The organism is Pseudosulfitobacter sp. DSM 107133 (assembly GCF_022788695.1).
GTDB lineage: Bacteria > Pseudomonadota > Alphaproteobacteria > Rhodobacterales > Rhodobacteraceae > Pseudosulfitobacter.
In genome coordinates this window covers 3,325,210-3,346,688 of record NZ_CP085154.1, presented here as the reverse complement: position 1 = coordinate 3,346,688, position 21,479 = coordinate 3,325,210, and the positions used below count along the sequence as shown (strand labels likewise).

23 protein-coding genes and 1 tRNA gene are annotated in these 21,479 nt (G+C 60.9%); 12 read left to right on the top strand and 12 right to left on the bottom strand.

All coding sequences use genetic code 11. From position 1 onward, the window contains the following. Window positions 1–343 precede the first annotated feature (343 nt). From DSM107133_RS16695 to DSM107133_RS16685, 3 genes are read left to right on the top strand one after another with little or no spacing between them, the layout of a single operon-like run. On the top strand, window positions 344–1,168 hold the full coding sequence (locus DSM107133_RS16695; protein ID WP_114292762.1) for a TIGR04255 family protein: 825 nt from the start codon (window positions 344–346) through the stop codon (window positions 1,166–1,168). Then, window positions 1,158–1,886, top strand: coding sequence for a hypothetical protein (locus DSM107133_RS16690; protein ID WP_114292761.1), 729 nt, complete (start codon window positions 1,158–1,160; stop codon window positions 1,884–1,886). The genes DSM107133_RS16695 and DSM107133_RS16690 overlap by 11 nt, the downstream gene beginning before the upstream one ends. A gap of 12 nt (window positions 1,887–1,898) precedes the next feature. Further along, window positions 1,899–2,756 (top strand): hypothetical protein, encoded by an 858-nt coding sequence (locus tag DSM107133_RS16685; protein WP_114292760.1) that lies wholly within the window; start codon window positions 1,899–1,901, stop codon window positions 2,754–2,756. A gap of 477 nt (window positions 2,757–3,233) precedes the next feature. On the opposite strand, the gene DSM107133_RS16680 is transcribed toward DSM107133_RS16685, so the two are convergent. Then, window positions 3,234–4,055, bottom strand: coding sequence for a zinc-ribbon domain-containing protein (locus DSM107133_RS16680; protein ID WP_114292759.1), 822 nt, complete (start codon window positions 4,053–4,055; stop codon window positions 3,234–3,236). Window positions 4,056–4,217: 162 nt separating this feature from the next. On the opposite strand from DSM107133_RS16680, the gene DSM107133_RS16675 reads away from it, so the two are divergent. Genes DSM107133_RS16675 through DSM107133_RS16660 form a run of 4 tightly spaced genes read left to right on the top strand, consistent with a single transcriptional unit; the run spans window position 4,218 to window position 7,136 of the window. Beyond that, window positions 4,218–4,895, top strand: a complete 678-nt coding sequence (locus tag DSM107133_RS16675) for an ATP-binding cassette domain-containing protein (RefSeq protein ID WP_114292758.1) — start codon at window positions 4,218–4,220, stop codon at window positions 4,893–4,895. After that, on the top strand, window positions 4,892–5,800 hold the full coding sequence (locus tag DSM107133_RS16670; protein ID WP_114292757.1) for an FtsX-like permease family protein: 909 nt from the start codon (window positions 4,892–4,894) through the stop codon (window positions 5,798–5,800). Before DSM107133_RS16675 ends, DSM107133_RS16670 begins: the two co-directional genes overlap by 4 nt. Continuing rightward, complete coding sequence (locus DSM107133_RS16665; RefSeq protein WP_114292756.1) at window positions 5,797–6,534, top strand: lysophospholipid acyltransferase family protein; 738 nt, start codon at window positions 5,797–5,799, stop codon at window positions 6,532–6,534. Before DSM107133_RS16670 ends, DSM107133_RS16665 begins: the two co-directional genes overlap by 4 nt. Continuing rightward, window positions 6,534–7,136: a pyridoxamine 5'-phosphate oxidase family protein gene (locus DSM107133_RS16660; RefSeq protein WP_114292755.1), complete on the top strand. Its 603-nt coding sequence runs from the start codon at window positions 6,534–6,536 to the stop codon at window positions 7,134–7,136. Before DSM107133_RS16665 ends, DSM107133_RS16660 begins: the two co-directional genes overlap by 1 nt. A 144-nt stretch (window positions 7,137–7,280) precedes the next feature. Here DSM107133_RS16660 and DSM107133_RS16655 read toward each other — a convergent pair. The 4 genes from DSM107133_RS16655 to DSM107133_RS16640 form a co-directional block, all read right to left on the bottom strand. Beyond that, window positions 7,281–7,357: transfer RNA gene (locus DSM107133_RS16655), tRNA-Pro, on the bottom strand. After that, a complete protein-coding gene (locus DSM107133_RS16650; RefSeq protein WP_114292754.1) occupies window positions 7,335–8,321 on the bottom strand; it encodes a DMT family transporter in 987 nt (328 codons plus the stop codon). Before DSM107133_RS16650 ends, DSM107133_RS16655 begins: the two co-directional genes overlap by 23 nt. 104 nt (window positions 8,322–8,425) lie before the next feature. Continuing rightward, window positions 8,426–9,532 carry a 3-isopropylmalate dehydrogenase gene (leuB, locus tag DSM107133_RS16645; protein ID WP_114292753.1) on the bottom strand — a complete coding sequence of 369 codons (1,107 nt, stop codon included), beginning with the start codon at window positions 9,530–9,532 and terminating at the stop codon, window positions 8,426–8,428. 65 nt (window positions 9,533–9,597) lie between these two features. After that, window positions 9,598–10,548 (bottom strand): endonuclease/exonuclease/phosphatase family protein, encoded by a 951-nt coding sequence (locus DSM107133_RS16640; RefSeq protein ID WP_240310471.1) that lies wholly within the window; start codon window positions 10,546–10,548, stop codon window positions 9,598–9,600. On the opposite strand from DSM107133_RS16640, the gene DSM107133_RS16635 reads away from it, so the two are divergent. After that, a complete protein-coding gene (locus DSM107133_RS16635; protein WP_240310472.1) occupies window positions 10,480–10,662 on the top strand; it encodes a hypothetical protein in 183 nt (60 codons plus the stop codon). The two genes, DSM107133_RS16640 and DSM107133_RS16635, sit on opposite strands and share 69 nt — an antisense overlap. Here the strand turns inward: DSM107133_RS16635 and DSM107133_RS16630 are convergent. The 4 genes from DSM107133_RS16630 to leuC all read right to left on the bottom strand — a co-directional run bounded on the left by DSM107133_RS16630 (window position 10,650) and on the right by leuC (window position 14,760). Next, the gene (locus DSM107133_RS16630; RefSeq protein WP_240310468.1) at window positions 10,650–11,465 is read right to left on the bottom strand and encodes a hypothetical protein; all 816 of its coding nucleotides are present in this window, start codon (window positions 11,463–11,465) and stop codon (window positions 10,650–10,652) included. The two genes, DSM107133_RS16635 and DSM107133_RS16630, sit on opposite strands and share 13 nt — an antisense overlap. A gap of 342 nt (window positions 11,466–11,807) precedes the next feature. Further along, on the bottom strand, window positions 11,808–12,413 hold the full coding sequence (gene leuD, locus DSM107133_RS16625; protein WP_114292751.1) for a 3-isopropylmalate dehydratase small subunit: 606 nt from the start codon (window positions 12,411–12,413) through the stop codon (window positions 11,808–11,810). Between the two features lie 11 nt (window positions 12,414–12,424). Then, the gene (locus tag DSM107133_RS16620) at window positions 12,425–13,240 is read right to left on the bottom strand and encodes a hypothetical protein (protein WP_114292750.1); all 816 of its coding nucleotides are present in this window, start codon (window positions 13,238–13,240) and stop codon (window positions 12,425–12,427) included. Between the two features lie 104 nt (window positions 13,241–13,344). Further along, complete coding sequence (gene leuC, locus DSM107133_RS16615) at window positions 13,345–14,760, bottom strand: 3-isopropylmalate dehydratase large subunit (protein ID WP_114292749.1); 1,416 nt, start codon at window positions 14,758–14,760, stop codon at window positions 13,345–13,347. A gap of 428 nt (window positions 14,761–15,188) precedes the next feature. Between leuC and DSM107133_RS16610 the strand changes: the two genes are divergently transcribed. Beyond that, on the top strand, window positions 15,189–16,505 hold the full coding sequence (locus DSM107133_RS16610; RefSeq protein WP_240310470.1) for a mechanosensitive ion channel domain-containing protein: 1,317 nt from the start codon (window positions 15,189–15,191) through the stop codon (window positions 16,503–16,505). Here the strand turns inward: DSM107133_RS16610 and DSM107133_RS16605 are convergent. Continuing rightward, on the bottom strand, window positions 16,502–17,725 hold the full coding sequence (locus tag DSM107133_RS16605; protein WP_114292746.1) for an SEL1-like repeat protein: 1,224 nt from the start codon (window positions 17,723–17,725) through the stop codon (window positions 16,502–16,504). The genes DSM107133_RS16610 and DSM107133_RS16605 overlap by 4 nt on opposite strands. A 239-nt stretch (window positions 17,726–17,964) precedes the next feature. Between DSM107133_RS16605 and rsfS the strand changes: the two genes are divergently transcribed. Together rsfS and rlmH are read left to right on the top strand one after the other, a co-directional pair. Further along, window positions 17,965–18,330 (top strand): ribosome silencing factor, encoded by a 366-nt coding sequence (gene rsfS / locus DSM107133_RS16600; RefSeq protein ID WP_114292745.1) that lies wholly within the window; start codon window positions 17,965–17,967, stop codon window positions 18,328–18,330. A gap of 7 nt (window positions 18,331–18,337) precedes the next feature. Further along, window positions 18,338–18,808: a 23S rRNA (pseudouridine(1915)-N(3))-methyltransferase RlmH gene (gene rlmH / locus DSM107133_RS16595; RefSeq protein WP_114292744.1), complete on the top strand. Its 471-nt coding sequence runs from the start codon at window positions 18,338–18,340 to the stop codon at window positions 18,806–18,808. Window positions 18,809–18,878: 70 nt separating this feature from the next. Here rlmH and DSM107133_RS16590 read toward each other — a convergent pair whose 3' ends face one another. After that, on the bottom strand, window positions 18,879–19,229 hold the full coding sequence (locus tag DSM107133_RS16590) for a hypothetical protein (protein ID WP_114292743.1): 351 nt from the start codon (window positions 19,227–19,229) through the stop codon (window positions 18,879–18,881). Continuing rightward, the gene (locus tag DSM107133_RS16585) at window positions 19,226–19,924 is read right to left on the bottom strand and encodes a DUF599 domain-containing protein (protein WP_114292742.1); all 699 of its coding nucleotides are present in this window, start codon (window positions 19,922–19,924) and stop codon (window positions 19,226–19,228) included. Before DSM107133_RS16585 ends, DSM107133_RS16590 begins: the two co-directional genes overlap by 4 nt. An 80-nt stretch (window positions 19,925–20,004) precedes the next feature. Here DSM107133_RS16585 and DSM107133_RS16580 point away from each other — a divergent pair, with 80 nt between their 5' ends. Then, complete coding sequence (locus tag DSM107133_RS16580) at window positions 20,005–21,453, top strand: FAD-linked oxidase C-terminal domain-containing protein (protein ID WP_114292741.1); 1,449 nt, start codon at window positions 20,005–20,007, stop codon at window positions 21,451–21,453. Window positions 21,454–21,479: the final 26 nt, after the last annotated feature.

Below are 21,479 nucleotides of genomic sequence, written 5' to 3'. Positions count from 1 at the left end.
GACTGCGAAGAGAAGCGTGACCCGGATAAGCGATCACCGATCACATAGAACAAGGAAAACGAGCTTGACCCAGACACCCAATTAGAGAAGCGGACGTTCGCTGCGAAGCGCACGAATGGCTGCTGCGTCGTGTGCCAACGCCAAGCCACAGTATGGGCCGAGCCAACGCATCGGTTCGGCTGCATTGTGTCTGTTACTTCGGCTTGATGTTGCGGGCTGACCCACCTCACACTTGAGTAGCGTGCCGACCGTTAAACCAATCTTTACCTCCTGAAGGCTAGAAATTCTTGCTTCACACTCTACTTCATATGCTATATTCCGTTCAAAAAAGAGGGCGAACAACATGGCAGATCGTTGCGGCGACCCCCTCTTCGGGGAGGTTCCTGATCGTGTGCTCCTGAGCAACGCGCCCTTGGTGCGTGTGCTCGGGCAAGTGAAATTTCCTCGGATATCTAAGATCGCAGAAGAAAGCTACATCGCGGATTTCCAAGAGGCTATCCGTGACGAGTACCCACATTTTCAGAGCGACACGATCCAAGGCGTGGACATCGTCATCGACGGTAATGAGGTGAAGCACCGGCAAGTCACCACTGTTGTCTGGCGGTTCTTCGATGCACGCAGGGTGCTGCGTGTGTCTTTGGGGCCGGATGCGATCACTTTGGAAACGGCGAGCTATGTGTCCCGAGATGACTTCCTGTCTCGGTTCGAGTTCATTCTTGGGAAGCTCGTTGAGACTATTCGCCCTAAGCTGGTGCAGCGTGTCGGGTTTAGATACGTTGATCGTCTGCAGGACCCTGGCGACCTTGAAGTCATGTCGGATTTAATTCATCCAGAATTATTGAATGTCCTGCAATCAGGATTGGTCGAACACATCGACTTTTCCATGACCGAGATCACAGGCTCGACCAAAGAGGGTAAAATCATCGCTCGGTATGGCCTCGCGCCTCCCAAGTTCAGCCACGACGTCGAAATGGCACCGCCGGTTGATGTGAAAAGCTGGGTTCTCGACGTGGATTCCTACAGCACAAATTGTGAGGGGCAGATCTTTGATACCCAAATGCTGTGTGCCGAACTCGACAAGGTAGCTGCGCGCGCCTATGCTTTCTTCCGGTGGAGTGTGACTGAAAAATTCTTGGAACGTTTTGGGGTCAAGAGACATGCTGATTGAACGACTCTCCGCAGGCGCGGCATCCGCCGCGATCCTTTTCGCTCCCGCTGTGAATGGGGCAACTCGATTTGATGTGATGGATGAAACCGCACCCGAAGTGGCTGCACCGTTCTCGCATGGGCAGAGTTTCAAGGTGTTCGAGCGAGACATTCAAGCATTCGCCATGCGCCAAGAATACCTTGAAGGCAGCACTGCACTGAACATTCCAGTGTCTTTCTCCTTCGAGGACAACAATCGGACCGCGAACACTGCACCTGCCGAATTGGTCCACGAGCTTCGGCGGATTTCTGGACTAACATGGGCTCAGATTGCAGAGGTTTTCGAGGTGTCCGCGCGCGCTCCATATCATTGGGCGTCTGGAAAGGCTGTGTCCGCTGAAAACCATGAGCGCTTGGGGCAAGTCGTGACTGCTCTCAGGTTCATCGACAGAGGGTCATCCGAAGAGAACCGCAATCTGCTTCTGGGCAATGCGCAACCGGGGCAAACCTTCTTGGATTTGCTGTGTGGCGGTGAGTATGAACTTGTCCGCGCACTTGCAGGCAAAGGACTGGGCCGCCCGACCTTCGGACCTGCGTTGACCCAAGACGCCGAAAGGTTCAACGCGCCAAGACACTGGGGCGATAGCATCGAAGCATCGAGCAGAATGGACGAAACAGAAATCTTGCCGCTCAGTCAACCGAAGCTGCGGCGCGCAAAGGCACGTCGAAACAAGACATAAAGGAAGTGCCGGTTGACCGAGAAAACACCGGAGAGCGACGAAGTTTTTCTGGCTCGCCTTGCTGAATGGCAGCAAGGCGATTTCTCCCTTGATTGTGGCGACTTTCTGTTTCGCGACGTCTCAGAGCCGACAGATGAAGGCGAAGACGACGGAGGCGCAGTATTCGACTCCGAGACAGTCGGATTTGCTGTGATATCTCAGACTTGCGACGTGGCTCGGGAGTCAGAGCGCGTCCCGTATGTCTCTGTTTGCCCAATGGTCGTTGTCGACGCGAAACGTATTGGGGAGATTAAACGAGGCCAAGCACCTCGTTTCGGCTTTCTGTCCGCAACACCAGACGACGTAGTTGTCGATTTCTCTCGCACAATGAGCGTTTCAAAAGAGCTCCTTGTCTCTTGGGAGCGGCAACGCGGGTGCGAAGACGAAAGGCAGCAGCTCGAATTTGCTAGAGCACTTGAAACCTTCTTTGGCCGATTTGCTTTTCCAGATGCTTTCGTGGCATCGGTGGCGTCTTTGCGCAAAGCAATCCTTTCGAAATACTCGAAAGGCGAATCTGACCTCGGCAAAGCCGTTCGTTCTATTCGTGAGATCCGCGCATATCCTCACGCGAGTTGGTCAGATATGGCGGCAGTTCCAATCACCTTTATCGCGATACTTGAGGATGAAGGAAAACGCGAGTTGGCGGATCGCGAAGAGATCAGGAAGCAAATTTGGCCAAAGATCAGCGCTATTGATTGGAAAGGGCCATTCTCTCTGCACGAAGACGGTCTCCACATGGCCACGTTGGGTGATTTGACGGCTGCCGACTATCTGAACTCCTACCCTCTCGACGTAAACTCGCTGTCGTTCGCGCGACGGTACATCGCCTAGATCATCGTTTCGAGGTAGGCGACGCAACCCCGCTCCTTTTTTGGAAAGCTGCCGTTCGCAGCGCCTCATTCGAACTACCGCTTTGGGCCGTTCGCGCCCCTAGTTTACCGGTCAGAATACGACTTCGCACACCCCTCTCAAAAGCGCCTGCGACGTCCTCCCACCCCGGGCACGGCGGCGGGAATGGCCCTCTGCGGATCGTCAAAGCGACCCCGCAGGATTTGCGCTCACCCCTCAAAAATTGCCCGCTACATCGCATTAATTGCGTCGGGCATAGTGTCGCAGCACCACGGCCCATCGGCGTTTCGTACGCATCTGCCCCGAATATGTACAACACCGCCAAAACGGGCCGAAAACGCACCTTTCGGGCGGGCGTGTCTTGTACGGGATCGGTTGGAATATGTACGCAATCCGCCCCGACAGCGCCGCGCCGGCCGTCCGGTTAAACCACCGCACGCCGGGGTAACCCTGCCCGGATTACGACGCCGCCGTCGTGTCCAGCCACATCAGCAGGCCGGTCACCTGACTGTCCAGCCAGACCCGCGCCTGGTCTATCGTGCCGACAAAGCCGGTCATCACAGGCTCCAGCGCCGGCACCGCCGCGACGATCTGCGTGGCGTTGACATAGATCAGCACCAGCACCGCAACTATCAGTAAAGACGTGAAAAAACCGCGCCGGAACCCGCGTTTCTTGCGTTCGCGCACGGGGGCGTCGGGGGCCGGATCGCCCCTGGCAATCTGGCGGTCGCCGGTCGAGCGCAGGGTCGAGTTGATTTCTTCGATGTCGGGCAACAGGTCGCGGCGTGATCCGGCAGCCGCCGCAGTTGCTGCGGCGTCGCCGGCCCTGGTGTCTGCGGGCGGTTCCTCACCGCGCATCCGCGCCATCCGGTCACGCGCTTCGCGGGCACGGCGGGCGGCCTGTTGGTTCTGGCCATCCTCGTGGTCGCCGCTGTCTCCGCCGTCGTCCAATCCCAGATCAGGCTGGCTTTCCAGCGCTTCGCTTTCACGTACACGGGCTTCGGCTTCGGCCTCGGCACGCAGAATGTCTGATACCTTGGGGTCCAGCCTGCGCCGTGTCGGTTCCGGCGTTGGCACGCGCTCTTCCCCTTCGGCGGGCATGTCCTCGGGCACAGACAGGGGCGCGTCCGCGTCCTCCTCTGGCGCTTCGGGACTGTAATCGGGGTGATGTTGAAACCACGTCTGACCGCAATCAGAACATTGAACGTCACGACCGTCGGACGGAATAACCTCGTCCGGCACCTCGTATTGCGCATCGCAATTTGGACATATTAGCCGCATGGCGTGTCGCACCGCATAATTTCACCCGTTTCTTGCCCTGAAGCATAGGATATGGTGTTGAGGCTGCGCAGAAAAGTGCAATCTGCCCTTGACCCGTGTTGTAACGCGCATTGAAACCGCACCGATGCTAAGGCACAACAGGTGCATCAAGCGGGGTGAGACGTGATCGAGCTAGAAAATGTGGCGTATAGCTACGGCGGTGGGCAACTTTTGTCGGATATTTCCGTCAAACTTGCACCGGGGTCTTTCCATTTTCTGACCGGCCCGTCGGGTGCCGGCAAAACTACGCTGCTCAAGCTGTGTTACGGCGCATTGCTGCCCACATCGGGCACCGTCCGGTTGCTGGGCGCGGATGTGCAGTCGTTGCAGCGTGACGATATTGCGATGCTGCGCCGCCGGATCGGAGTGGTGCATCAGGAAGTGCAGTTTCTTGACCATCTGCCGGTGTCCGAAAACATCGGACTGCCGCTGACTGTATCAGGGCGCGGCAGTGAAGCCGAAGGCGCTGATCTGGCGGAATTGCTGGCCTGGGTCGGGCTGAGCGAACGCGCGGGGGGGCTGCCGCCGGAACTGTCGGGGGGCGAACGCCAACGCGCGGCGCTGGCGCGGGCTGTAATCATGTCGCCCGATGTGGTGCTGGCCGATGAACCCACGGGCAACGTCGATTGGGAAATGTCCCAGCGTCTGCTGCACCTGCTGATCGAGCTGAACCGAATGGGCAAGACCGTGTTGATCGCCACCCATGACCTGTCGCTGATCCGCGCCGCCAAGGCGCAGGTGCAGGCGCGGGTGCTGCGCATCGCCAACCGGCGTATCCAACTGGCGGGGGCGGATCTGTGAAGCTGAACCTTGATGCATTGAAATCGCTGACCCACAGTGATCGTCAGGCTGACCGCGTGGTGCCACCTTCGGGCTTTACCGCGCGGCTGACCGTGTTTGCAGCCGGGGCGATGGCGTTTCTGGCGGTGTTTGCGCTGGCGCTGTCGATGGCCACGGGGCGTCTGGCAAACCAATGGAGCACCGAGCTGGCCCGCACCGCGACCCTGCGGATCGTGGCTCCACTGGACCAGCGTGCGACCCAGACCGAGGCCGCGCTGGCGGTTTTGAAAACCACCGCCGGGGTCGAAAGCGCGCGCGCGCTGACAGACGAGGAACAATCGGCTTTGCTGGCCCCGTGGTTCGGCCCCGAGGTCTCGCTGGACGGATTGCCGGTGCCGCGCCTGATCGAGATTGTCGAAACCGGCGCGGGTATCGACGCGGCGGGCCTGCGGCTGCGGCTGTCTGCCGAGGTGCCGGGTGCGGTGCTGGACGATCACAGCCGCTGGCGTGCGCCGCTGGTCAAGGCCGCGTCGCGGCTGCGGCTGCTGGGCTGGATCGCCACGGCGCTGATTGTGACCACGGTTGCCGCGATGGTCACGCTGGCCGCACAGGCGGCGCTGGCGGCCAACGCGCAGGTGATCGCGGTGTTGCGTCTGGTCGGCGCCACCGACCGCTACATCGCCCAGGCCTTTATCCGCCGCTTTACGCTGCGCGCGCTGGCCGGATCGGCGGGTGGCGTTGTCGTGGGCGTGATGGCCGTGTTGCTGATGCCCTCGGGGGGCGATGAAATGTCGGGCTTTCTGACCGGGTTGCGGTTTCAGGGGCTGGGCTGGGTCGTGCCGTTCCTGATTCCGCCACTGACCGGTGTCGTGGCATTGGCGGCCACGGGCACCGCTGCCCGTCGCACATTGGAGAACCTGTCATGAACGCAATCCAATGGCTGCGCTCGCTGGTCTTTGTGGCCCAGATCTATCTGGCCATGCTGGTGGTTGGTATCGTCTTTGCCCCCTATGCCCTGTTCAGCCGTGACGGTGCGCGCATGGCCTGCAAAACCTGGTGCAAATGGGTGTTCTGGACGGCGCGCTGGATGGTTGGCATTCGCACCGAAGTGCGTGGCCCCATCCCCACAGGCGATGTTCTGATCGCCGCCAAGCACCAGTCGTTTCTGGACATCATGCTGATCTTTCATTCGGTGCCCAAGGGCAAGTTCATCATGAAACGCGAGATTCTGTGGACGCCGATCATCGGGCTTTATGCCAAGGGCATCGGCTGTATCCCCGTGGCGCGTGGCAAACGCGGGGCCGCGATCAAGCAGATGGTGCGCGACGTCGATGCGGGCCGGCTGGAGGCGGGTCAGTTGATCATCTATTCGCAAGGCACCCGCGTCGCACCGGGGGTCAAGGCTCCGTATAAGGTTGGCACCTCGGTTCTGTACAAGGAACTGGGCCAGCCCTGCGTGCCGGTGGCCACCAATGTGGGTGTGTTCTGGCCCCGCAAGGGGATCATGCGCAAGCCGGGTCTGGCGGTGGTCGAATTCATGCCCACCATGCCCGAGGGCTTGCCGCGTGAGGAATTTATGACGGTGTTGGAACAGACGGTCGAGGCGCGTTCGGACGCTTTGCTGCATGAAACGGGGTTTGCACAGGAAAGGCTGCGCTGATGCACTGGGTTGACTCGGAAAGCGATCTTGAGGCGCTTTATGGCGCGCCCGGACAGCCGGCATTGCGCAAGGTTTCGGATCACCTGACACCACTGTATCGCAAATGGATCATGGCCTCGCGGTTCTGTGTGCTGACCACCGTGGGCGCAGCAGGGACCGACGGCAGCCCGCGCGGGGACGACGGCCCCGTGGTGCTGGAACTGGACCCGCAGACGCTGGCCATGCCCGACTGGCGCGGAAACAACCGGCTGGATTCGCTGCGCAATATCGTGACGGACGGGCGCGTGTCGCTGATGTTCATGGTGCCGGGATCGAACACGGTGGTGCGGGTGAACGGGCAGGCGCGGCTGACAGACGACGCCGATTTGCGCGCGCGGTTTGCCGCGGGCAAGGCCACGCCCGCCACAGTGATCGTGATCCGTATTGCCGAGGTTTACACCCAATGCGCCCGCGCGGTGATGCGTGCCGACCTTTGGGCGCGCGATGACAGCGCAGGGCTGCCACGTCCGGGCGAGATACTGGCCGAGGTGACGGATGGGGCCGAGGGTGGTGCCGCCTATGACGCCGCGTGGCCCAAACGGGCGCGCGCGACGATGTGGTAGCCTGACGGTCAGGTCTATGCCGGGGGATGCGAAAAGGGCGCGCCTTCCTTCCGTTTGCAGCGATCTGCGCGAATGTCGGGTTTCCCATTTGGGTCAGTTGATGACGCAAGGATCAAACACAAAGTCTGTTCAAAATGGTGAAACTGGTCGGGCTGAGAGGATTCGAACCTCCGACCCCCTGCTCCCGAAGCAGGTGCGCTACCAGGCTGCGCCACAGCCCGACCGTGAGGTCGCGAGGTAGCGTCTTTGCCCCTGTTTGGCAAGTCTGAAATGGCAGGAGCGCCTGAAATCAGGGACGGCGGGCGGCGATCGGCGGCGTAATCGGCGCGCCCGGTTTTGCCCTGCTTCGCGAAAAACGATGTACAGACCCGAACCGATAATCAGGACTGCACCCAACAGGGTCGGCCCCTGCGGAAATTCGTCAAAGAACAGGACGCCGAACAATATGCCCCAGATCAGTTGCGAATATTGCATGGGGGCGACCAGTGCCGCTTCGCCGCGTTTGAATGCTTCGATCATGCACAGCATCGCCAAAAAGGAAAACAGCGCGACGATGGCCAGCCCGCCAAAGGCAGGTCCGCTGACGGGTTCAAAGGTGAATGGCATGACCGCGCCCAGCAGCACGATGATGCCCAGCATCGGATACAGGATCATCAGCGGCAGCCGCTCGGACCCGCCAATGCGACGCGACGAGATGTGAACCATCGCATTGCCGATGGCCGAGGCCAGAGCGGTAACATGTCCGATGTTCAACGTATTGGTGTCAGGGCGCAAGACCACCAGAACACCCGCCAGTCCCACCAGTACCGCCGTGGCACGCCGCCAGCGCAGCACTTCGCCCAGCAGCGGCACCGCCAGCAGGGTGACCAGCAGCGGCGCGGCGAACAGGATCGTATAGGCCTCGGCCAGGGGCAGCACCAGAAACGCATAAAACGCGCCCAGTGTGGCAAACATCACGGCCACCACGCGGATCGCCATCCACAGCGGATTGGCCGGGCGCAGGGTGCCGGGCGTGGTGTCGTGGATCAGCAGGAAGACGACATAGGGCAGGCCCAGCAAATAGGCGAAAAACGCAATTTGCACGGCAGGCAGGCTCGCGCCCAGTGCTTTGATGATCGCATCATGGGCCGAATAGATAAGACAGCCCAGCAGGGCGATCAGGATGCCTTGGATGTTGCGCGACATGAATGACCTCTTGGAACCTGCGACCGGATTGGCCTGAATTCTGAGGGTGTTCAAGAGGTCACCTGCGCGCCCGTTGCATAACAGGGGCGCGCAGGGTTTCCAGATTACAGCGAGGCGTCGAGCGCGGCCAGAATCGCATCACCCATGCCGGTGGTCGAAACGGGTGTGGCACCTTCTTCGCCCAGCAGGTCGGCCGTGCGCACGCCATCGGCCAGCACTTTTTCAATGGCGGCTTCCAGACGGTCGGCTTCGGCGCCCTGGTCAAAGCTGTAGCGCAGCGCCATCGCAAAGCTGAGGATACAGGCGATCGGGTTCGCCTTGCCCTGACCTGCGATGTCGGGGGCCGATCCGTGTACGGGTTCGTACATCGCTTTGGGGCGGCCATTGGCGTTTGGCGCACCCAGGCTGGCCGAAGGCAACATGCCCAGCGAGCCGGTCAGCATCGCGGCGCAATCCGACAGGATGTCACCGAACAGGTTGTCGGTGACGATCACGTCGAACTGCTTGGGCGCACGCACCAGCTGCATGGCGCCGTTGTCGGCGTACATATGGGTCAGCTCGACATCGGGGTAATCGGTGTCGCGCACTTTTTGCACGACTTCACGCCACAGGATGCCGCTTTCCATCACGTTGGCTTTTTCCATCGAACAGACTTTGTTGCCACGACGGCGGGCCAGTTCGAATGCCGAGCGCGCCACGCGGTCGATCTCGGATTCGGTATAGCGTTGGGTGTTGATGCCGACGCGTTCGTTGCCTTCTTCGATGATGCCGCGCGGTTCACCGAAATAGACGCCCGATGTCAGTTCGCGCACGATCATGATGTCCAGACCGGCCACGATGTCTTTCTTCAGCGACGAGAAATCGGCCAGCGCGTCAAAACACTGCGCGGGCCGCAGGTTGGAAAACAGGTCCATTTCCTTGCGCAGGCGCAGCAGGCCGCGTTCGGGCTTTACGCTGAAATCAAGCGTGTCGTATTTCGGCCCGCCCACGGCGCCCAGCAGCACGGCGTCGACTTGCAGCGCCTTGGCCATTGTGTCGTCGTGCAGCGGAGTGCCGTGCTTGTCATAGGCCGCGCCGCCGACAAGGTCTTCTTCCACGTCAAAGGCCAGATCGCGTTTTGCGCCGAACCAGTCGATGACACGTTTGACTTCGGTCATGACCTCGGGGCCGATGCCGTCCCCGGCAAGGATCAACAGGGATGGGTTCGACATGGGTTTTCTCCTTGGGAAATTGGGTTGCAAGGGGCCTAGCGCGGTGGCTTGCAAGCGTCAAGTTGTCAGCGTGTCAGGTCCACCCAGACCAGACGGTGACGGCTGGCTTTGGCCACGATCTGGGCCAGCGGGTCGGGATGGGCGGGCCAGATCACACCGCTGCCGCTGACCTGCCAGTCGGCCGAGGGCAGAACATAGTCGACGCGCAGGTTTCCGGGCGTCGGGTCGGCCCAGTCTGCGGTGTCTGTGGCATCGCCTGCGGCGGCGGCACCGGCGCTGGCGGGGGCCGTATCGGTCAGGCGCGGGTCGCTCAGCAACTGGCGCATGATCGCACGGTGCCCGTCGCCGGCGGCGGGGTCCAGATTGGCATCACCCAGCAATATATAGCGGTCTGGCGGAGGCGGTCCGAATGCGCCGTCCAGATAAAGCTGCCAGAACCGCGTCTCGTCGGCATTGCGCAGCCCGTTGCGGTCTTCGGGGCCGTCAAAGACGGGCGGCGTGGCGTGATAGGTCATCAAGGTGATGCGGCCGGTCTGCGGCACGTCGATGGGGACAACCCAATGGGCTGTCGTCGACAGGCGCTGTGCGGCCTGCGCTCGGGCGCTTGGGAACGGCCCCGCATCGGTGCGGGGCAGCGCGGCCCCCGGCAGGTCGGCCCACAGCAGGCCCGAGAAATCCTGCACCGCATCCCGGGCCACCGGATAGCGTGACAGGATCGCCATTCCGCCCTGACCCGAGAACGCCCCAAAGCCCTGTGCGTCGCGCGGCCCGCCCAGACGGCCATCGCCGTCCATGTCCAGCCCCGTGGGCATTCCGGTGTTGGGCCGCAGCGCCAACTGATGGGAATAATGCAGTCCGCGCGCATCCAGCGCTTTGACAAAGGCGGTCAGGGCCGCGCCGGTCAGGTCGTAATCGAACCCTTGCACCACCACGACATCGGCCTGCGCATGAACCAGCACCGCCAGTACAGCGTCAATTTGCGGATCCTTGCCGCCTGCGATGTCGCGCAGCAGCAGGCCGGGGCCTTTGCGGGCCAGTTCAGTGTTGTAAGTGGCAATGCGCAGGGTGTCGGCCTGCGCGGGAAGGGCCAGCAGCCCAAGGGCGCACAGCCAAAGTGTCAGGCGACCTGATAGTCGTTTTCTGCCTCGCGGGCATAGCTGCGCCGACGTTTTTCTTCGATCATCTCTGCGATCTTGCTCATGGCGATTCCGCGCATCATCAGGCTGGCAGGCAGAAAGGCCCATAGGGTCATCGTCCAGATCAGGGTTTGTGGCTCTTGCAATGTGATCGAGCCTATCACCACGGCGGCCAATTTGGCCACGGCGGGCAGCAGGAAAGGCAGCAAGAAACCCAGAACCATGTTGATCCGCGCATCGCGTTTCAGGCGGGCAAGGGCGTCGCCGCCTGCGGTCGGATCAAACAGCGGAAGGTTGACCCAAACGTTAAATGCCCCGTTGCGCGATGAGGGCCAGCCGAACATGCGCACCAGGACGACGAAAATCGCGACCGTCACTACGGCAAGCAAATAGCTGAGGCCGGCGGCGGCGCGCACAAGTTGCAGGGTTGTTTCGGGGGTGTCCACAGGCATGGCAAGGATCACCAGACGCACCGGAGAGAACGGAAAATCAAGCAGATTGCCCATCAGACGGGCAACCGAGGTCAGCGCCCCGGTCAACAAGGTTGGTTCGGTGCGGCCTGCGCAGATCACGGTCAGCAGGAACACAGCCACGAAAAACCCGCAAAACCGCAGACGGTTCAGCGGCGGTGCGTTGCGAAATTCAACAATGGACGGAAAATTCGAATTGTATTCGATAAAGACAAGAAAGGCGGCCAGCAGGGCGACAAGCAGGATGATCTGGGTGGTGTCAGCAGTAACGTCCGGCAACATCAGTGCCGGCGTGGCAATCATCAATGCCACCAAGAAACCGCGCATGGCGGCACCTGTCAGTCGTGCTATCACATTTCGTCCCCTTCAAACTGGCCAGTCGCGATTCGTTGCCGCGTACTTGTTCCAACTTGATCCCGCCGCAGAGAGCGGATTACCTCAACATACTGCAATTTGTGCCTTCTTTCGCCAACTGGCTCAAGTTCGCGTTAAAGGAAACGCAAACCTTAAGGCATTTTGTAGGTGGGGGTGGTGCCATCTTGCATCATAATTGTGTCGAGACTGAGGCGCTGCGGCACATATTGTGCACAATGCTTCTGCGCCACATAAAAAGGGCCGCAAGCGTTGCTTGCAGCCCTTGTGGTTTTACCAAATGTGAATTCAGCAGTTTCAGACCCAGGGGCGCTCGGCGTTGGATTTTGCCTCGTAGCTGGCGATCGAGTCTGCCTTGGCCATGGTCAGGCCGATGTCGTCCAGACCTTCCATCAGGCAATGTTTCTTGAACGGGTCGACATCAAACTTGATCACTTCGCCGTCCGACGTGGTCACGGTCTGGGCTTCAAGGTCGATGGTCATGCGCGCGTTCGCGCCTTTTTCAGCGTCTTTCATCAAAATGTCGACCTGCTCTTGGGGCAGGGCAATGGGCAGGATGCCGTTCTTGAAGCAGTTGTTGAAAAAGATGTCGGCGAAGCTGGGCGCGATGACGCAGCGAATGCCAAAGTCCTTGATCGCCCAGGGCGCGTGCTCGCGGCTGGAACCGCAGCCAAAGTTATCGCCGGCCACCAGCACTTCGGCGTTACGATAGGCGTCTTTGTTCAGTACGAAATCAGGGATTTCATTGCGGTCGTCGTCATAGCGCATCTCGTCGAACAGGTTTACGCCAAGTCCCGTGCGTTTGATCGTCTTCAGGAAGTTCTTGGGAATAATCATGTCGGTGTCGATGTTGATCATCGGCATCGGGGCCGCGATCCCTGTGATTGTTTCGAACTTGTCCATGTCTGGTGTCCTTATGTTTGTCTAAAGGGTTTGCCGCCAAAGTCGTGGTGGACCTGGGTGGCGATGTTGGCAATGAAAGATCCCTCAAAGGGGATGCTGCGACGGTGTGCTGCGCGGATGCGACTGGCGTACAGGTGGATGCATTGCGTGTCGTCGTGCAGCCATCCGTCCACGCCGCCGTGCGGGTTAAAGTAGACGTCGGCCATCGACCAATGCACCGGATTGAGAACGTGGCGCGGCAGCGCCTGTTCGATCTCGCCGGTTTCACCCAACGCCCAGGTCAGGGCCTGCGGACCAAAAACGGGGGGCACCAGCTTGGCGGCACCCAGCAGTCGCTCGCCCGCAGGCATGGCCTGGATCTTTTTGCGATGCGCCCGCTTCAGCCATGGCGGAACAAAGTCGGGATCGTTCAGCCGGTCCAGCAGCAGGGTCAGCGCTGGGCTGTCTTTGGGCAGGCGCACCACGGCATTGTTCACCGTGGTGGGCGATTCGTATCCGACCAGATAGCCGTCTTTCGGCGTCATAGGCCGGTAGCACAGGCAATCCGTGTCCACCCAGGTAAGGTCGGTGTCCTGCACCATGTGCAGGCGAAACAGGTCGGCAAAGACCGTGGGCGTGACCCGTTCCATCAACGCGTCCGAGTAGTGATAGACCTCGGACGCATGGCGCAGCGTGACACCGTTGATCTGCGGATCAGGCAGGTCGTGGGTGTGAAACAGGGTCACGGAATGACCGTGATGGGCAAAGCTGCGCAGGGCCAGAATATCCAGCCAGCGCAATTCTGTCCCGACCCAAAGCGAGCCGATAGGGGTATCGGCGGCGCTCATGTTCGGGCCGTGTCCTGTTCCGGGTGAAGGCGGGGCATCACGCAAGGGCTTCCTTTGGCGGGTGGCGCGGTGGCCCCGTCTGAAACGGGGCACCGCGCACGGGCTTACATCAGGTCGCGCACGTCGGTCAGGCGGCCTGTGATTGCCGCCGCCGCCGCCATCGCGGGTGACATCAGGTGGGTGCGTCCGCCCCGGCCCTGACGGCCCTCGAAGTTGCGGTTGGATGTGGCGGCGCAGCGTTCGCCGGGGCTCAGCTGGTCGGGGTTCATCGCCAGACACATCGAGCACCCTGCCAGACGCCATTCAAAGCCGGCCTCTTTGAAGATGTCTGCCAGACCTTCTTCTTCGGCCTGTGCGCGGACCAGACCCGAGCCGGGCACGATCATCGCGCGCAGTCCGTCATTGATCTTCTTGCCCTTCAGGATCGCTGCCGCAGCCCGCAAATCTTCAATGCGGCCGTTGGTGCACGAGCCGATAAAGACGGTGTCGATTTCGACCTCGCTCAGCGGTGTGCCCGGTGTCAGGCCCATATAGTCCAGCGACCGTTGTGCCGCGTCGACCTTGCCACCTTTGAAATCGCTGGCCGAGGGCACGTTGGCCGTGATCGGCAGCACATCCTCGGGCGAGGTGCCCCAGGTGACGACGGGGGCGATGTCTTCGCCCTTGAGCGTGATGACCTTGTCCCAGTGCGCATCATCGTCCGAGAACAGGGTTTTCCACCATGCGACGGCGGCTTCCCACTCTGCGCCCTTGGGGGCGTGAGGGCGGCCCATGCAATATTCATAGGTCTTCTCGTCGGGCGCGATGATGCCTGCGCGCGCGCCGCCTTCGATCGCCATGTTGCAGACGGTCATGCGGCCTTCCATCGACAGATCACGGATCGCTTCGCCGCAATATTCGATGACATAGCCGGTGCCGCCGGCGGTGCCGGTGACGCCGATGACCGACAGGGTGATGTCCTTGGCCGTAACACCGGGGCGCAGTTTGCCGGTGATCTCGACCTTCATGTTTTTCGATTTCTGCTGGATCAGCGTTTGCGTCGCCAGAACGTGTTCAACTTCGGATGTGCCGATGCCGTGGGCCAGTGCGCCGAATGCACCGTGGGTCGCCGTGTGGCTGTCGCCACACACAACGGTCATGCCGGGCAGGGTCCAGCCCTGTTCGGGGCCGACGATGTGCACGATGCCCTGACGCACGTCGGACACGGGGTAATAATGAATGCCAAAGTCCTTGGCGTTCTTGTCCAGCGCTTCGACCTGAATGCGGCTTTCTTCGTTCATGCCGCCGTTGGCACGGTCCAGCGTGGTGGGCACGTTGTGGTCAGGCACAGCGATGGTTTGCTCGGGCTTGCGCACGGTGCGGTTCGTCATGCGCAGACCTTCAAAGGCCTGCGGGCTGGTCACTTCGTGAACCAGGTGGCGGTCGATATAAAGCAGGCAGGTGCCGTCGTCGGCCTCGTGGGCGACGTGGGCATCCCAGATCTTGTCATAGAGTGTCTTGGCGGATTTTGTGGGGGACATGAGGGACCTCTCCCGTATTTTGAATGCAGAAATGTCGTGGGGTTTCGGGCGCGCGCGACTTTATAGTCGCGCCAGCACCGCGTGGGTCGCCCCGAAGAAGCGTTCGCGCAGACGTGCGCGGTCGTCGATGTCAAAAAGACGTATCATGCGCGCAGAGATACGCCTTTGACCCTTGTGGCGCAAGGTGGACGTGGGAAAAGTGACATGGCCCCGCGCGGCCCGGCTTTCTGCGCGCAGGCGCTTCTTCAAAAGGTGGTGCGTTACAACGCGTTTGGCTTGCGCGCGTATAAGTCTAAGTGCAACCATACCATCCAACGCAGGGAGTGCGCATGGAGACGACCACCGAGACCGGGACAGCGTTCGGGCTGGATTTGCTTGCAGCCATCGAGACATCAGCGGGAACGATTTATGCGTTTCTTGTCAGTCTGATGCAGCCCGGCTGGCGGCTTTATCAGGTTCTGATAATCGTGGCGCTCGCGCTTTTGTGCTATGGGCTGCACAAATTCTCGGGGCGTTTGTTGCAGAATTGGGTCCGTTCGCGTGAAGGCTGGAAGGCCTGGCAGCTGCGTATGGTTGTGCAGATACGCCGCCGGTTGGGATTGCTGTGGTATGCGCTGCTGGGCTGGTCGCTTTGGCTGGTGATGCAGGAAATCACATGGCCGTCGCGGTCCTATCTGATCGGGCTGGCGGCGACTCTGGCGACGGCCTGGGCGTTCATCGGATTTTCGGCGCGATTGGTGCGCAACCGGTTTTTACGGCGGGTGGTGACGTGGGGCCTGTGGATCTATGTCACGCTGTTCTACCTCAATATCTCGGATGAAGTTTCGGCGTTTCTGGACCGCATGGCGATCTCGGTCGGAGATTTCCGGCTGTCATTGCTGACGCTGATCGTCGCCGCCGTTGTCATCGGCGTGCTGTTTACGATGGCGCGGCTGGTCAGCAACACGACCGCCGCGACGATCCGCAAGAACGAGGACATCAGTCCCTCGATGCAGGTGCTTGCGGTCAAGGCCGTACAGATCGGCCTGTATGGCTTTGCCTTTTTCGCGGGGATCAAGGCGGTGGGCATCGACCTGACCGGTCTTGCGGTACTGACCGGTGCCATCGGTGTGGGTCTGGGTTTTGGTCTGCAAAAGGTCATCTCGAATCTTGTCTCGGGCGTGATCATTCTGCTGGACAAGTCGATCAAGCCGGGGGACGTGATCAGCCTTGGCGATACCTTTGGCTGGATTCAGACACTGGGCGCGCGCTATGCGTCTGTGGTGACGCGGGATGGCAAGGAATACCTGATCCCGAACGAAGACCTGATTACCGGGCAGGTGGTGAACTGGTCGCATTCCAACGACTTCGTGCGTTTGGATATCTATTTTGGCACCTCTTACGACGATGATCCGCATCAGGTGCGCAAGCTGGCCATCGAGGCCGCCAAAAGCGCCGACCGCGTGCTAAGTCACCGCCCGCCGGTCTGTCATGTGGTGGGATTTGGCGACAGCAGCGTGGATTACATCCTGCGGTTCTGGATCAAGGACCCCACCGGGGGGCTGACCAATATTCGCGGCAATGTGTATCTGGCGCTGTGGGACATCTTCAAGGAACACGGCGTGTCGATCCCCTTCCCGCAACGCGAAGTGCGCATGCTGGGCGGGGCCCCGATGCAGGACGAAGGCATGGCAGAGCCGGCCCCGAAAGAGGACGCGGCGACCGCTGTCAAAGACGACAAGACGCCCAGCACCTCGTTCGGCTAATCCAGCGCCAGTGCGTCAAGGGCCGCTGCGTTGCCGCCCTTGGCCGCTTGTTTCAGATATTTCAGATAGGCTTTGGGATCAGGGGCGATGCCATTGTCGCCGATATAAAGCTGCGCCAGTGCATAGGCCGCATCTGCGTCCCCCTTGTCTGCGGCGTCTTGCAAAAAGGCCTTGGCCTGCTGTGGATCACCATCGCCCAAAGTGCCATCGGCCAGCCATGCGCCATAGGTGCGTTGCGCGGCAGGATAGCCTGCTTTGGCGGCCTCAAGCAGCAGCGCGCGGCCTTTGTCCCGATCTGCGTCGCCGGTGCCGTTTTCGATCAGCATCCGCCCAAGGGAATAGCGGCTGACCAGATCGCCCAACGCCACGCCCTGTTCCAGAAGGTCGCGTGCGACGGCCAGATCGCGCTGGACGTAGGTGCCGGCGAAGTAAAGCGTTGCGAGGCCGTTGAATGCGATGGGATAGTGATCCTGTCGCGCGGCTTTGGTCAGCAGCTCCAGCGCGCGCGGATCGCCCGCACGGTCATAGGCGCGGCCCAGTTCATAGCGGGTGCGGGGGCTGACATCGCCCGCGGCATAGGCATTCAGGCAGGCGGTGGTGGCGGTTTCGGGATTCATGTCGTCCCAGGCGACGCCCGGTGCGTCTGATTCGCCATCAAAGGGATGGGCGGCGGCGGCGTCGCAGGCGTCGATCCATTTTGCGCGCACCTCTGGCCCGCCTTCACTGATCTGTTGGGCGGCGCGCGCCGCGTCAACCGCAACCCGGGATCCCGCCAGCGGAAATGTGGCGCTTTGCTCGCCTGCCTGCAACGTCCAGTCGCGGGCGGCCTGAAACAGTTCGACATCTTCGGGCGAAATGAAAAAGCTGTAGGACACCATGCCGTCAGCCTTGGCCGGTTCACGGCGCAGTTCGTCGCCCGTTACCGTCACCGTGCGCGCCGATCCGTCCGTCATGGTCAGAGTGGATTTCACGCTGTCCTGAAAGGCGTTTCCAGGGATAACCGCGCCAATCGCAGTGTTTTTCCCTTTGCTGTCCAGGATCATGATCGCAAAGCTGTAGTCTTCAAGGATGACGCCTGCCGTATGGACACCTTCGGCATACAAAAGATCGCCGGGCTGGTGATAGTGCCATTCTTCAAAGGCAACTTCCTGTGCAAGACCCCTGTCAGCGGCGGCGGCCAAAACCAATACAGCGCAGAAAATGCGGAAAAAATACGTCAACGGACGGGTCCTTGTTATCAGGTCCGCCTACCTTAACGAGGGCAGGGTATTGCACGCAAGTTCAGCAACATGTCACAGGGCGCTGCAATGTCGTCAGGCATGCGTTGAAATCTGCTGTGGGGCTTGCTAACTTAGAGCTACATCCCAGCGCCGGGGATCTGGCGGCGCGCATCTAGGAGGGCAATGTCCTGTCAATCCATACAACGTCGGCACAGGCTGCCGGCCAAACGGCCGCACTGATGGGCGCCGTCGCACATGAAGCAGGCAGCGAAGCGCAGCTGGCCCTGATCCTTTCTTCCCTTTCCGATGACAAAGCCGAAGAAGTCGTGCAGATCGATCTGCACGGCAAGACGGCCTTTGGCGACTATATGGTTGTCTGCTCGGGCAGGTCCTCACGCCAGGTTGCTGCGATTGCTGAAAAGCTGGTGCAGCGTCTGAAAGAAGCATTCGGTCGTCCCGTGCGGATCGAGGGCAAGGACACAGGTGACTGGGTGCTGGTCGACACCGGTGATGTGATTGTTCACGTCTTCCGGCCCGAAGTGCGCGAGTTCTACCAACTGGAAAAGATGTGGCTGGGTACGGACGGTTCGACCGCCGCCAACTGACGCATCTATGAAGGTTCATATCATTGCCGTGGGGCGCCTGCGTGGCGGCCCCGAGGCTGATCTTATTTCCGATTATCTGACACGTTTCGATCGTACCGGACGGGCCCTGAGCCTGGGTCCGGCGCAGATCGTCGAGGTGGAGGACCGCAAGGGCGGTGGCATGGCCGCCGAAGCCGAGCTGCTGCGTCGTGCTGTGCCCAAGGGCGCGTTTCTGGCGGTGATGGACGAGCGCGGGCGGGTGGAAACGTCGCCCAAGTTTGCCAGCCGTCTGGCCGGATGGCGCGATGGCGGGCGGTCTGATCTGGCGCTGGTGATCGGCGGGGCGGATGGAATTGACCCTGCGCTGCGCGCCGAGGCGGATTTTGCGCTGTCGTTCGGGGCAATGGTCTGGCCGCACATGCTGGTGCGGGTGATGCTGGCCGAACAGTTGTACCGTGCCGCGTCTATTCTGGCCGGTGCGCCCTATCATCGGGATTGATTTGGGGCTCTGCCCCCGCCCTGCGGGCGTCCCCGGGATTTTTTGAACCAGAGAATCTAGGGTCCAGACCCTAAGGGCGCAGGTTCACTTGTGTGGTCTCTACGTTCCAGCCGTCGGGCAGCGCGCGGGCCTGTATCTGCACCTGTCGGGTGCCTGTGGGGATTTCCACGCCGGAAAGTGTGCGGGTAAAGGGCTGTTCGTTGACATGCGGATGCGCCAGCACACGCATCCCCAGTTCATTTCCGTCCATATCCAGCACCCGCCAGCCGTCGGCGTAATGGTCCCAGCCGGCATCGGGGTGGGCGATTGTTACGCTGAATTGCCATGTGTCACCGGTTTGGGTGGCGCTGACGGCGGTAATAACGGGCGGTTCTGCAAGAGCAGCCGTGGATGTGAGGGCGAAGGCGGCGAGCCATTTCATTCCGCGGCCTCCAGAAGGATACGGCGTGCGTGCGAGGCAAATTCACGCCGCCAGATCACGGCAAGGGTAAAGGCGGTGGCGACCATCAGCGGAACCGGCCCCAGCAGCCAGGCAGTCATTGCGATGCCGAAATAAACGGCCCGCAAGCCACGGTTGAAGCTGCGGGCGGCGATTATGTTGATCTCGGCGGACTGGTTTGCGCGGGTCAGGGCCAGCGGGTCGTTGGGGTCGTTGGGCACCGCGGCCATGACAACGGCGGCGTAGCCGAACAGACGGTTCGCCCAGACGAATTTCAGGAAGGCATTGGTCAGGAACAGGCTGATGATCAGCAGCTTTGCCTCCCAGACAAAAACCGGTTCCGAAACCAGTATCAGATCGTTCGCGATGTCAGTGATGCGTTCGGCGTTGCCGATCATCGCCAGTGCACCGCCGATGGCGATGGCGGCGGTAGAGGCAAAGAAGGCCGTGCTTTGGCGCAGGCTGCCGAGCACATGGGCGTCAAAGATGCGCGGGTTGCGTGTGATCATCTGGATCATCCACTCGCGCCGGTATCCCGCCATGATCCGGGCTGTTGACGGGGCCTTGGACGTGGTGCTTTCGACGCGCCAGCCAATCACCAGCCACGCAGCAATCAGCAGGCTCAGGGCCGTGTAATCAAGCGTATCAAACAGGGCAAGGCGATTGGTCCATGTCATGATACAGTGATAGGGTGTTGTCTGGCCCCTTGTCACGCGGTCAAATTGGTAATATTATTTTACCAATAGAAGGAGCAGCCATGGAAATGCCGATCCCCAATCCCGCCATTCTGGCATGCAAGGACCGTGTGGTCGCGCGTCTGTTGCAGGTCTTGCCCGCCGATGCGGTGATCAGCGACGAGTCCGAAACGCGCGCCTATGAGTGCGACGCGCTGACCGCCTATAGATGCGCGCCGATGGTGGCAGTGTTGCCGGCCTCGACCCGGGAAGTTTCGGACGTGCTGCGCATTTGCCATGAAGAGGGCGTGCCAGTTGTGCCGCGCGGGTCGGGCACCTCGCTGGCCGGTGGCGCACTGCCCACAGCGGATTGTGTGATTCTGGGCGTGGCGCGGATGAACGATGTGATCGAGACGGATTATGCCAACCGGATCATCCGCGTGCAGACGGGGCGCACCAATCTGAGCGTTACGGGCGCTGTCGAGGAAGACGGGTTTTTCTATGCGCCCGATCCGTCCAGCCAGCTGGCCTGTGCCATTGCGGGCAATATCGCAATGAACAGCGGCGGGGCGCATTGTCTGAAATACGGGGTGACAACCAACAACCTTATGGGTGTCACTCTGGTGCGGATGGATGGCACTGTCGTCGAGATCGGAGGCGGCTATCTGGACGCGGGCGGGTTGGACCTGTTGGGTGTCATCTGCGGCTCGGAAGGACAGTTGGGCGTGGTGACCGAGGCGACCCTGCGCATCCTGCACAAGCCCGAGGGCGCACGGCCTGTGTTGATGGGGTTTGACGACAACGAAGTCGCGGGGGCCTGCGTGTCGGACATCATCAAGGCGGGTGTTCTGCCGGTGGCCATCGAATTCATGGACCGGCCCTGTATCGAGGCGACCGAAGCTTTTGCCGGTGCCGGATACCCTGACTGCGAGGCCTTGTTGATCGTCGAAGTGGAAGGGTCAGAGGCCGAGATTGATGACCAGCTGTCGCGGATCATGGAAATCGCGCGGCGGCACAATCCGGTCGAGTTGCGCGAAAGCAAGTCTCCCGAGGAAAGTGCCCGCATCTGGCTGGGGCGCAAGAGTGCGTTCGGCGCGATGGGGCAGATCAACGATTACATGTGTCTGGACGGGACGATCCCGGTGTCGTCGTTGCCTTTCGTGCTGCGGCGTATCGGCGAGATGTCGGCGGAATACGGGCTGCGGGTGGGCAATGTGTTCCATGCGGGTGATGGCAACATGCATCCGCTGATCCTGTTCGATGCGAACAAGCCGGGGGATCTGGAGCTGTGCGAGGCCTTTGGCGCTGATGTGCTGAAACTGTGCGTCGAGGCGGGCGGCTGCCTGACCGGCGAACATGGCGTAGGCATAGAAAAGCGCGATCTGATGCATGTGCAGTACAACAAGGACGATCTGGAAGCGCAGATGGCGGTGAAGGACGTGTTCGATCCGCAATGGTTGCTGAACCCCGCAAAAGTGTTTCCGCTGGATGCTTCCGAGACGCGGCGCGCAATTGCTGTGGCGGCGCAATAGGGGGCCAGCCCCCTGACCCCCCGGGA